This is a genomic window from Pseudomonas sp. P105 (assembly GCF_032614175.1).
GTDB lineage: Bacteria > Pseudomonadota > Gammaproteobacteria > Pseudomonadales > Pseudomonadaceae > Aquipseudomonas > Aquipseudomonas rhizophila.
Window position 1 is genome coordinate 2,148,802 of record NZ_CP126693.1, and the last position, 12,315, is coordinate 2,161,116.

Annotated in this window: 8 protein-coding genes; 3 read left to right on the top strand and 5 right to left on the bottom strand. The window is 59.4% G+C overall.

Annotated features, from left to right (window positions below):
• Positions 1-733 precede the first annotated feature (733 nt).
• The 5 genes from QOM08_RS09680 to xthA form a co-directional block, all read right to left on the bottom strand.
• Positions 734-1,246, bottom strand: coding sequence for a hypothetical protein (locus QOM08_RS09680; RefSeq protein ID WP_316912909.1), 513 nt, complete (start codon positions 1,244-1,246; stop codon positions 734-736).
• 535 nt (positions 1,247-1,781) lie between these two features.
• The gene (locus QOM08_RS09685) at positions 1,782-2,663 is read right to left on the bottom strand and encodes a hypothetical protein (RefSeq protein WP_316912910.1); all 882 of its coding nucleotides are present in this window, start codon (positions 2,661-2,663) and stop codon (positions 1,782-1,784) included.
• 284 nt (positions 2,664-2,947) lie between these two features.
• Positions 2,948-3,289, bottom strand: a complete 342-nt coding sequence (locus QOM08_RS09690) for a DUF6124 family protein (protein ID WP_160892985.1) — start codon at positions 3,287-3,289, stop codon at positions 2,948-2,950.
• A gap of 354 nt (positions 3,290-3,643) precedes the next feature.
• Positions 3,644-4,978, bottom strand: coding sequence for a substrate-binding domain-containing protein (locus QOM08_RS09695; protein WP_076385556.1), 1,335 nt, complete (start codon positions 4,976-4,978; stop codon positions 3,644-3,646).
• A 215-nt stretch (positions 4,979-5,193) separates the two neighbouring features.
• A complete protein-coding gene (gene xthA, locus QOM08_RS09700; protein WP_047229304.1) occupies positions 5,194-6,006 on the bottom strand; it encodes an exodeoxyribonuclease III in 813 nt (270 codons plus the stop codon).
• A 176-nt stretch (positions 6,007-6,182) separates the two neighbouring features.
• Between xthA and QOM08_RS09705 the strand changes: the two genes are divergently transcribed.
• The 3 genes from QOM08_RS09705 (at position 6,183) to QOM08_RS09715 (ending at position 12,310) form a co-directional block, all read left to right on the top strand.
• Positions 6,183-6,833 carry a GNAT family N-acetyltransferase gene (locus tag QOM08_RS09705; protein WP_047229305.1) on the top strand — a complete coding sequence of 217 codons (651 nt, stop codon included), beginning with the start codon at positions 6,183-6,185 and terminating at the stop codon, positions 6,831-6,833.
• 66 nt (positions 6,834-6,899) lie between these two features.
• Positions 6,900-8,627: an autotransporter assembly complex protein TamA gene (locus tag QOM08_RS09710; RefSeq protein WP_047229306.1), complete on the top strand. Its 1,728-nt coding sequence runs from the start codon at positions 6,900-6,902 to the stop codon at positions 8,625-8,627.
• Positions 8,624-12,310 (top strand): translocation/assembly module TamB domain-containing protein, encoded by a 3,687-nt coding sequence (locus QOM08_RS09715; RefSeq protein WP_316912911.1) that lies wholly within the window; start codon positions 8,624-8,626, stop codon positions 12,308-12,310. The genes QOM08_RS09710 and QOM08_RS09715 overlap by 4 nt, the downstream gene beginning before the upstream one ends.
• The last annotated feature ends 5 nt before the right edge of the window (positions 12,311-12,315 follow it).

Consider the following 12,315-nt stretch of genomic DNA (forward strand, 5'->3'; position numbering starts at 1 on the left):
CACGCCTGCGGGCTAAATGGGTCTTTTTTCTGCATACCTGCCTCAGCATCAAACCGCGACACATTGGGAGCTATGGGCATGCCAAATATCGACAAGAAACCTGCGGAACCCTGCGAAGGGAGGAATGGAATGGGTCTGTTGGGTACGGTGGCAGCCTTGAACCAAACAGTAAGGACGGATTTTCAGGATGGCTTACGGAAAGAGGTAATTCGGTAAGGCGACTGGAGAGGACGTACTCAAAGCCTTGAAGAGGTTGGGCTAAGAGGGTCACTTCTATAGGTGATTTTAAGCAATTTAGTAGGTAATATTTGTGTAAGTGACTGATTTAAAAGGGGGGAGTAGTAGAGTGAATTACCTAAGCAATAAGTGATTATCTTTCTTCTTTATTACTTATAAATTACTTCTTTGATTGACTAGAAAGTCGAGCGAAATAAAGGGTTTATCAGTGGCAGCGGGTAGAGGTTACTAACCTTACCTATTTCCGAGGACTTTCCTGAACATCGCACTTAAGCCTATGCATCGTCGTGCTTTGGAAGCTTGGTTGCGTTTTCGATAACTGCCACCAAAACTGTCACCAGTCTGATGCAGCCGGGCTCCAGCACCGCTGGAAGCCTTTAAAACAGTGGCGCGGGTGAAGGGAATCGAACCCTCGTTATCAGCTTGGAAAGCGGAGGGGGCGAGAGGAGTTACGCAGAGGTATTCGGAAAACTCGTTGAGGGCCAAAGAGAAGCGTTTAAGGCCAAAGGTGGGTTTCTGCGTAATCTTTCATTCGGAAGAGCACGTCGGGACCGCCGATGTCCTGGTACTCGAATCGCTTCGTACCGACGTCTGTTAGGTCTATACGTATTCCTCCAAATTCATAGCGCCGAGCAAACCGTGGCTTGGTGATGTTCCATCGTGGTTCGGCTATGTCGTGGTCGAAAGCGTTTCGAATCTGGTATGTCGCCCCGATGAACTGATCGGCTTCGGTCTCTATCTCAGCTGAAAGCTTTAGCCCAGCTTCCTCTCGGCAACGGTTAAGCGTAATCGCGGCAGCACCAAACGTAATCACGAGATTGTTCTCTAGCGCCAGAATCAAATCATTTGGGGTATCGAGAACCTTGTCCGGCAGTACGAGCACCATATCTCCACCTTGGAAGGTCAGTGGCCGATCGAGTTCCGCTAGGTTGATTTTTCCATCAAGGGCATAGTCATAGAGCTTCCACGCGAACGCGAGCTGACTGAACGCAGTGCCGACGTAATTCATGATCTTCTTCTGTCCTCGATGAGCGCGCGAAGCTGTCAGTGATGCTCGAGAGCATAGTAGCGTCAAGGGCAGTTGGTTTCATTGTAGAGCCAGGCCTGAAGTCATCGCTGGTACGTAACTGGTACGGATGAGAGGTCGCTGCCTTGGGGGCCTTGATTTACAAGGGGGCAACTTTCAGGGCGCCCAATCCATCATCGGCGCAACGCTGAACCGACGGGAGAGGGCTTGGGGTGATGCTGTGTGTGAGGGCATGAGGATCTGAGGTGACAAATGCGATGGGAGCGCAGTTTCACAGGAATGGGATGGCGAGGATGGGGATGCGCCAGTCGGTTGGGCCAGAGTTAAATCAATTTTTTCCCATTTGTTGTTGCCGATTAATTTTCGCTTCTACGACTGCCAGTACCGCGTCAACCGTCAACCCAGCAACGTGCCGCAGGTGCGTTTCACGCTGGAGGTAGCGCGGCTGACATCGGTTCCTATCGGCGCAACGGCATCTTCGCTCGGTCGATTACACCCGCGTGGTGGAGTGATTTTCTTAAAATTGAGTGAGGTCCAGGCACCCCCGCTTATGCATAAGGGCGAGGGTGATGAATATTAAGGTGCAATAGTTGTCCGCGTTGTCGATTTCGTGTGGTTTGAGGTTGGCAGTGGAGTAGAGGTTGATGTCTTCTGTTTCCTCGGTGGGCGTATTATAGGAGTCGTCATTCGATCCAATCAGTAAATGCGTCAGCTCATGCAGTAGGGTGTATAGATAAAACTCGTTCTGGAATCCAGCAATCTTAGGCGTATGCCGTGCGTTCAACTCAAGGCAGGGCTGATTAATCAGTATGCATAATTCAACTCCCATGAGATCCAGGAAGGCCAGGCCGTAGGTTTCTTCAGACTCTGTTGCGTCAGGGGATGTAATGGGTTGGTAAACATGACGGAAAGTGTTCAGGTCTGTGTAGATGATTTCTGATTGGAGCATTGGTTGCTGGATCAGTGACAATATCAAGCGGAGCTTTTCTCGCAGATGCTCCCGGTCATTGAACAGATCGTCTGTGTGCGTGCTGATGTGCTGGGAGATGCAGGCTGGTGAGGGTGTGTTTTCGTCAAGGGTGGCGAGAATCAACTCTATTGCCGGGGGCACGGCAGTGTTGATAAAACTGTTGCTCAAGCTAAGAAGTCGAGTGTCAAGGGGCAGATCGATAAGGGGGGTGTCTTTAACGGCCTCGTATTGTTGAATAAAAGCCTGCATGTTGTGTTCATTGGATGTTAATGCGCTGAGAATATCTTCGTCAGACATTTTCAAGGCGGAATGATATCCAAGCTGCTGAAAGCGTTTTTTTGCGTAAGTCAGTTTTTCCGTAGGGCAGGCAATAATGAAGTTCTTCATTTTTTGCATGGCGGCTGCGGTGGTAATAGTGGTGAACTTCATGGCGAACTGCTCGTACTTGGTTTTGTGTGAGGCGCCGGACTATGGATTTTGGAATAAAAGTTGGCAAGAAGTGATGTGTAAACAAGTGCGATAAGTGTTGTCGTGGAGCGGGGGCTGCCTGAAGAACTCTTGCTGGACTTAATAGTTGCTTATGTTGGAAATGAATTCGCGATGCAATTGGAGCGGGTTTGCTCACGAAGGCGATCTGCCTGCCAATCAAGTGCTGACTGACACACCGCCTTCGCGAGCAAGCCCGCTCCCACAGTGGGAGTGTGTGGTAGCGGCTAGCGTGGGTCGACGTTATCCAGCGCTCGGTTCGCCAGCAAGCCGCCCAGTTCGATCAGTTGCTGAATGCCCAGGGCGACGTGGCGCCGGGAACCTTCCAGATCGAAGGCCAGGTCGCTGACCATGGCATTGGCCGAGGCCAGGGTTTCGCTGAGGTTGGCGAGCAGGGCTTCGGTGTCGATGCCGTTGACGACGGTGAAGACTTGGCTTGGAGCAGGCTCGGGCTTGGTGGGTTTGGGCTTGAGGTAGAAGTCGAGGGCGCGGTCGGCGGCTTTGCCGAATTCTTTGGCGTTAAGCGTGGTTGGATCGGTGTCTGGCGGATTAGGTGTTGGTTTGAACATAGATGAAACTCCAGGTAAGAAATTGGAGCCATCCCTTTCGCTACCAAACGAAGGGAGGTGGCCATACGAAGGTTGGTAGACCGGTTACCTGGCAACCCGGCGCGTCCGAGGACGCCCTGCGCATGACCACCATAAAACAGAGGGCATAGAAATCCCCTGCGTCAGGTTGCACGTGCACCAGGAAAACCGGGCTACCAAACCCGATCGCTGATTCGTCAGCGACCGGAAAACGATAAAGCCCCACCCCAAGGCGCACAAGCCGGCGGATTCTGGCGTAGTTGTAGGCAACGGCGCAAGGCGAGGCGGTCAGGTCCTACGCTTAGGCTGGCGGGATAAACATTTGGTCTTTCGGTGTCAGTAAACCCAGACCTCCACCCGCCGATTCCTCACCCGGCCTTCATCCTCGCTGTTGGCCGCCACCGGCATCAGGGCGCCGAAGCCGCGTACTTCGCGCAGCGCCACACCGTGTTTGACCAATTCGCGCCGCACCGCCATGGCCCGCAATCGGGACAGAAGGTCGGCGCGTGCCGGGTCGTCCTTGGCGTCGCCAAACCCAACCAGCGTCACTCGGCGGTCGAGCTTGTCGTGCTGCTTTATATAGGCGAGCACACGCCCCAGGTCCTGCTGGGCCTTGTTGTCGAGGCTGGCGCTGCCTTCTTCGAAGCGGAAGTTGACCGACAGCCGTTGGGCATGGCGGCTCAGGGCCTGATAACCCTCAGGCATCAGCGCATTGGGGGTGACGGCCATGGCCTGGACGGTTTGCGCGATGAACCCGTTGGCCGCGACGATGGCCTGGCCCTTTTCGCTTTGGGTGAACTCAACCAGTGCCTCGGCCCACGGGTTGGTTTCTTGCGGTGGCAGGTAAAAGAACAGCCTGCGCGACAAAGGGTAGTCTTCGGTGGCGATCAGGTGGGTCAGCGGCATCATGGGCTGGGAGTCGCCGTCGACAATCGCCAGCGCCTTGGCCTGGCGCACGTAGGGCAAACCGATGAAACCGATGCCTTGCGGATCCTGGCTGACGGCGTCGGAAAGCTGTTCGCTGGATTCGAAGCGCCGGGCAGAAGGGGCCAGGCGTTTTCCCTGTCGGTTGAGCACCAGTTCCTTGAAGGTGTCGTAGGTGCCGGATTGCTCATCCCGGGCGTAGAGATGAATCGGGCCGCCGGCGCCGCCCACCGATTCCCAGGTGTTCACCTCGCCGCTGAATATCTTCGCCAGTTGCCGGGTGTCGAGCTGGCGCAGCGGGTTTTGTGGATGAAGAATGATCGCCAGGCCATCGATGGCGATGACCTGTTCGGCGCTGGGATTTTTCAGGTCCCCCAGATGTGCCAGCTCCTTGACCTCGCTGTCCTTGATTGGTCGCGAAGAGGCCGCCAGTTCGGCGCTGGCGTGCTTGAGGGCGGAAAACCCGGTGCTGGAACCATGGGCGGCAATGTCGATTTCCACCCGCCGACCATCGGCGGCCTGGCCGACGATACGCTGCTCGTTCTCGCGGTCGGTGATTTCGGTACGGACCTTGAGCAGCCCCTGATCCACCATCAGCGCCTTGACCAGCGCCGGCCCCAGCGTAGCGCCGATGGTGTTCGAGCCTTGCAGGCGCAGCGCGGGGCCGTGTTCGGGAATCGGCAGGCCGCTGGCCCATGCCGTGAGCGGCAGCCAGAGGCCCATGAAAAAAACAACGCGCAGCCGCATGCCGACACCTTCTGAACCTAAGAACGTGCCGGAAGATTAAGTCAGTCAGGTTACTGAAAAGTGACAGGCGTGCGACTTGTCAGCCGCAGTTCGCCGAAGATCCCTTGTGGGAGCGAGCCTGCTCGCGATAGCGGTGCAACTGCCACATTGATTTTGAATGTGCCGCCGTCATCGCGAGCAGGCTCGCTCCCACAAGGTTTGTGTATGCCCTGGATTTAGCTCAACTGCAGCCAGATCGGCGCATGGTCCGAAGGTTTCTCCATGCCGCGCAGTTCATAATCCACCCCGGCATCCTTGACCCGTGGCAGCAGCCCATGGGAGGTGAGGATCAGGTCGATGCGCAGGCCACGCTTGGGCTCGTCTTCGAAACCGCGGCTGCGGTAGTCGAACCAGCTGAAGCGGTCGGTGACGTCCGGGTTCAGGTGCCGGAAGCTGTCCACCAGGCCCCAGTTCTTCAGGCGGGCCATCCACTCGCGCTCTTCCGGCAGGAAGCTGCATTTGCCGGTTTTCAGCCAGCGCTTCATGTTGTCCGGGCCGATGCCGATGTCGCTGTCTTCCGGGGAAATGTTCACGTCGCCCATTACCACCACGGGCTGGTCGTTGCTGAAACGGCTTTCCAGAAGTTGTTGCAGGTCGTTGTAGAAACGCTCCTTGGCCGGGAACTTGGTCGGGTGATCGCGGCTTTCGCCTTGGGGGAAGTAACCGTTCATGATGGTCACCGGCACGCCGTTGGCATCGGCGAAGGTGCCCCAGATGAACCGCCGCTGGGCGTCTTCCTCGTCGCTCTCGAAGCCTTTGTGCAACGTCAGTGGAGCCTGGCGGGAGAGCAGGGCGACGCCGTAGTGACCCTTCTGCCCATGGTAATGCACGTGATAACCCAGGGCCTGCACCTCGGCCAGGGGGAATTGCTCGTCGTGGACCTTGGTTTCCTGCAGGCCGATCACGTCCGGCTGATGCTTCTCGATCAGCGCCGCCAGCTGATGGGGGCGGGCGCGCAGCCCGTTGATGTTGAAGGAGACGATCTTCATGGTCGGCTGTCCTGGCAAAACTGCGATGCTAGCTGACATGTAGGAGCACGGCCAGCGTGGCAGTAGGACAAATGCGCTGCTAATGTCCTGTGCATGTAGGAACGATCAGAGCCCAATCGGGTTCGTACTCAATAAGAGCGGGGCCTCACCGAGCCTCGCCCAGGAGATTGACCGTCATGCCAGAAACCGCCACCGCCATCGCCGACATCCATATGCTCGACAGCGGTTATTCCCGCGAGGCACGTTCATTGCTCTACCAGGCCTATCGTCATGAACCGACCTTCAGCTTCCTGTTCGAATCCGAGCGGCCCGGTTATGAACATCGGGTACGGGCCACGGTGCGTGAGTTGGTCAAACAGCATTTTCTCCAGGATCTGCCGGCCATCGGCTTGCTGGTCAACGACCGCCTGATCGGCATTGCCTTGATTGCTCCACCGCAGCGCCGCCTGGGTATCACTGAAAGCTGGGCCTGGCGCCTGCGCATGGTGTTGAGCACCGGCTTTCGCTGCACCCGGCGTTACCTGGACTACCATGCCGCAGTGACGGCCTGCCTGCCGTCGGATTCTGTCCATGTATTGCCACTGCTGGGGGTGCATCCGCAGTTTCAAGGCCAACACTTCGGCGAACAGTTACTGGCGGCGGTGCATAACTGGTGTGCGGTGGACGAGAACTCCCAGGGCGTGGTGCTAGACACCGGCAACCCACGTTACCTGGAGTTCTATAAACGTCAGGGTTATGAGGAAATCGGCGAGATTGCGGTAGGACCCGTCCGCGAACATGTCTTCTTTCACGCCAACCCGCAGGTATTGCAGAGCGCGACGGCGTAATCCGGGGAAACTTTTGAGACATGTCCGGCTCTATCAGGCTTCCAAGCTCGTGATAGCATCCGCGCCATGAATTTCCCAGGACGAATGACCAGTGGTGCGCTCTTGCTGTCCCTCAGCTGCGCGGCACTGGCACAAAGTGAATTAGATGTACGGGTCAAGCCGTCCAACGACCAGCTCAAGGCTAACGTAGAAGGCTATATCGGCGGCGTGGGCGATCGTGACGAAGAGGCCTTGCTGCGTTTCAGTCGGGGTGCCGAGGAGCAGGCGCGCAAAGCCGCCCAGGCGTTGGGTTACTACCAGCCGCAGATCGACAGCGAGGTCGAGGGCGGCAAGACCCCGCGCCTGATCCTGACCATCGACCCTGGCGAGCCCGTGCACCTGCGCAATGTCACCGTGCGCATCGATGGCCCGGCCGCTTCCCTCAAGGCTTTTCGTGTACCTGACAACGCCGCGCTCAAACCTGGCGCGGTGCTTAATCATGGGCGCTATGAAGACGCCAAACGGATCATCCAGAACCAGGCCTCGCGCTACGGGTTTTTCAGCGGGCGATTTGTCAGCCAGAAGCTGTTGGTGGACCCCCAGGCCGGCGTGGCCGACATCGAGCTGGTCTACGACAGCGGCCCGCGCTACGCCCTGGGCCCGGTGAGTTTCGAGGGTGACACGCCCTTTGATGAAGAGTTGTTGCAGCGCATGGTGCCGTTCAAGGCGGGCGAGGCGTACGACTCGGAACTCATCGCAGAACTCAACCAGGCCCTGCAATCGAGCGGATATTTCGAAGGCGTTCGAGTGGACGCGGCACCCACCGCCGCCACCGATAACGTGATCCCGGTGGCGGTCAAGCTTGAGACCCGCAAGCCGCGCACCATGGGTCTGGGCCTGGGGTTCTCTACCGACGTCGGCCCGCGGGCCAAGGCCAATTGGACGCGCCACTGGGTCAATCCCCAGGGCCACAGTTATGGCTGGGAAGCGGAAGTGTCGGCGCCCCGGCAGAACGTTGGCCTTTGGTACGACGTACCCCTGGACCCGCCCTTGACCGACAAGATGCGCTACGCCGGTGGCTATCAATATGAAGAGCTGTCCGGCACCGATAGCCTCAGCAAGCTGCTGACCGTGGGCCCCGAATGGCACAGCAAGTTGCCCAGTGGCTGGCAACGGGTGGTGTCGCTCAAGTGGCAGCGTGAGGAATATCGGCTCGGCGACGATTCGGGTCTGAGCACCTTGCTGATGCCGGGCGTGAGCTATTCCTACCTGCGCAGTGACAACCGCATCGATCCGCGCAACGGCTATCGCATTCAATTCGACACCAAGGTCGCCAAGGAAGGGCTTGGCTCGGACAACAATCTTTTATATGGCACGGCCATGGTCAAGGGCCTGACTACTGTGTTCGACAAGCATCGTCTGCTGGCCCGTGCCCAGGTCGGTGGCAGTGCCACCAATGGCTACAAATCCATCCCGCCATCCCTGCGCTTCTTCGCCGGTGGCGACCAGAGCGTGCGCGGTTACGATTATCAGAGCCTGTCACCGGAAAACTCCGAAGGTGATCGCATCGGTGGTCGCTACATGGTCGCCGGCAGCCTCGAGTATCAGTATTCGATTGCGCAAAAATGGCGGGTGGCGACCTTCGTCGACCAAGGCAACTCCTTTAACAGCCTTGAGCTGCCGAGCCTCAAGACGGGTGTCGGCGTCGGTGTGCGCTGGGTGTCGCCGGTGGGGCCGATCCGCCTCGACCTCGCCCATGCGCTGGATGACGATGGCGGCATTCGCTTGCACTTTTCCATGGGGCCCGAGTTGTGAATCGTGGTTTGAAAATAGCGCTGCTGGCGCTCGGCACGTTGCTGCTGGTGGTCTTGCTGACCCTGAGCATCGTGCTCGGCACGCAATGGGGTAGTCGTTGGGCGCTTGGTGTTGTGCCGGGTTTGAGTACGGATAATTTTCAGGGACGGTTGGGCGGTCAGTGGAGTGCCGACTACCTGTTGTGGGAGCAGGACAGCAGCCGGGTGGAACTCGATCAGGTGATCTTCGCCTGGTCGCCGCTATGCCTGGCGCGCATGACCCTGTGCATCGATCAGCTCAAGGCCGACAAGGTCAGCCTGCAATTTCCTCCGTCCGCTGACGAGCCGAGCAGCGGTCCGATCACCTTGCCGGACCTGAACTTGCCGCTTGCCCTGGAACTGGGCGACGTGCAAGTCGGCAGCCTGTTGTTCAATGGCAGCGAACAGCTCAAGGGCTTGCAACTGGCCGCGCATTGGACCGCCCAGGGTCTGCAGATCGACTCGGTGCAGCTGCAGCGCGACGAACTGAGCCTGAAGCTGTCCGGTTTGTTGCAACCCGGCGGCGACTGGCCGCTGAAGGCCCAGGGCCGGTTGACCTTGCCGGCGCCAGGCGCCACGCCTTGGACGCTGGACCTGAACATCGATGGCAATCTGCTCAAAACCCTCAACCTCAACGCCGACAGCAGCGGTTATCTGCAAGGCCGGTTGGTCGGTGAGCTGCAACCGCTGGTGGACAACCTGCCGGCCAAGGTACGCATCACCGCCGATGGCTTCAGGGCCGGCGCCGATCTGCCGGATACCCTGATGCTCAATCAGTTGGAACTGACGGGCGAAGGCGATCTGAACAGCGGCTACCAGTTGCTTGGCAAGGCAACGTTGCCCGCCGAAAAAGGCCCGGTGGCCTTGCTGCTGCAAGGCAAAGTGGACGCCAACGGTGCGCAGATCGCCGGCCTGGACCTCAACGCCAGTGATCAGCAATACCTCAAGCTCACCGGCCAGCTGGACTGGCGCGAAGGCCTGAGCGCCGAGGCGAAAATCGCCTGGCTGGACTTCCCTTGGCATCGCCTCTATCCGCTGATCGACGAGCCACAAGTGACGCTGCGCAGTTTCAACGGTGAAGTGTCGTACACCGATGGCAAATACCTGGGCAATTTCCAGGCGGCGCTGGACGGTCCCGCCGGAGCGTTCAGCCTGGACAGCCCGTTCAGCGGCGACCTGACGACGATCCATTTGCCGGAACTCAAACTCGCCGCCGGGCAGGGCAAGGCCGAAGGCCATCTGAACCTGGAGTTTGCCGACGGCATCGCCTGGGACACGGCGCTGGAACTGTCGGCCATCAACCCGGCGTACTGGCTGGGGGAGCTGCCCGGCACCCTGGCCGGGCCGTTGCGCAGCAAGGGTTCGATGAAAAATGACCGTCTGGAGCTTGATGCGGACCTGGACCTCAAGGGCAAGTTGCGCGGCCAATCGGCGCTGTTCCAGGCCAAGGCCAACGGTGTTGGCGAGCAGTGGAACCTCAGCGCGCTGGACATTCGCCTGGGTGACAACCGCATCAACGGTACGGGCAGCCTGCAAGAAACACTCAGTGGTCAGATCGATATCAAACTCTCGCGCCTGGCCCAGCTCTGGCCGCAATTGCGCGGCCAACTGGTCGGTCGCCTCAACGTGGCCGGGACACTCAAGGCCCCCCAAGGCAAGCTCGACCTGCAAGGCACGCAACTGGCGTTGCAGGACAACCGCCTGCAAAGCCTGAACCTGGATGCGACCCTCGACAGCGCGCAGCGCGGCAGGGTTGACCTCAAGGCCAGCGGCATTCGGGCGGGTGACACGTCGCTCGGTGTCCTGACGGTGAGCGGGCAGGGTGATATCAGGCAGCAAAAGCTGACCCTCGACCTGCAAGGGCCACAGCTGGAAACGGCCCTGGCGCTCGATGGCGTGCTCGACCAAGGCAACTGGCGCGGGCGCCTCAGCAGTGGCAATGTGCAGGCTGGCGGCCAGGCCTGGCGGCTGCAAGCCCCGGCCAAGCTGGAGCGCCTGGCCAATGGCACGCTTAACCTGGGCGCCCACTGTTGGCGTTCCGGCGAGGCCAGCCTGTGTGGTGAGGATCAACGCCTGATGCCGGAGCCGAAGCTGCGCTATCACCTCAAGCAATTCCCCATCGAAAGCCTGGCCCAGTGGATGCCCAAGGATTTTGCCTGGCAGGGCCGACTCAACGCCGACCTGCAACTGGACCTGCCGGCCAGCGGCCCGAACGGACGCATTCTGGTGGACGCCAGCGGCGGCACTTTGCGGATCCGGGACAAGGACCGCGACACTGAGCAATGGCTGGACTTCCCCTACCAGACCTTGACCCTCGACAGTCGCCTGACGCCCAAGCGGATCGACACCAGCCTGAATTTCGTTGGGGCCAAGCTGGGCGAACTGATGCTCCAGGCGCAGATCAACCCGTTGCCGGCCAGCAAACCGCTGAGCGGCTCATTCCGCCTGAGCGGCCTGGACTTGTCCGTGGCGCGGCCATTCCTGCCAATGGTGGAAACCCTCACCGGTCACCTGAATGGCAGCGGTACGCTGTCGGGTGGATTGTTGGCGCCCCAGGTCAACGGCAACCTGTTGATCAGCGATGGCGAAGTGTCCGGCCCGGAACTGCCCGTCAGCCTCGAAGACTTGCAGATGCGCGCAACGATTGCCGGTGAAACGGTGCGCCTCAACGGTGACTGGAAAAGTGGCAAGGTCGGCCGAGGCAGCCTGACCGGGGACATCGGCTGGGGCGAAGCCCTGAGCATGGACCTGGCGCTCAAGGGGTCGCAATTGCCGGTCACCGTCGAGCCTTACGCGGTGCTGGAGGTGGCGCCGGACCTGACCATCACGTTGCAGGGCGAGCGGCTTTCCATCGCCGGCAAGGTCCTAGTGCCCAAAGGCGAAATCACCGTGCGCGAACTGCCGCCGTCTACCGTCAAGGTGTCGGATGATACGGTGATCGTTGGCCACCAGACCGAGGAGGGCAAGACACCGATGGCCATGGCGATGGACATCGATGTGATCGTGGGCCAGGAAAAGCTCGCGTTTTCGGGCTTCGGCCTGACGGCCAACGTAAAAGGCCAGGTGCACATCGGCGACAACATGGACACTCGCGGTGAACTCTGGCTCAACGACGGTCGCTACCGGGCCTATGGGCAACGGCTGACGGTGCGTCGGGCGCGGCTGTTGTTCGCCGGACCCATCGACCAGCCTTACCTGGATATCGAAGCGATTCGCCAGACCGACGACGTGATCGCCGGCATTCGTTTGAGCGGCAGTGCCGAACAGCCGACCACGCAAATCTTCTCTGAACCGGCCATGAGCCAGGAGCAGGCGTTGTCTTATCTGGTACTCGGCCGGCCGCTGAGCACCACGGGCGAGGACAACAACATGCTCGCCCAGGCAGCACTTGGCCTGGGGCTGATGGGCAGTGCGGGGGTGACCACCAGCCTCGCCAACAATCTGGGCATCGAGGATTTCCAGCTCGACACCCAGGGCAGCGGCGATACCACCAGCGTCGTGGCCAGCGGCAATCTGACGGAAAAACTCAGCCTGCGTTACGGCGTCGGCGTGTTCGAACCGGCCAACACCATCGCCCTGCGCTACAAACTCAGCAAGCGGGTGTACCTGGAAGCCGCCAGCGGCGTCGCCAGCTCTCTGGATATCTTCTACAAGCGCGATTTCTAAGCCTT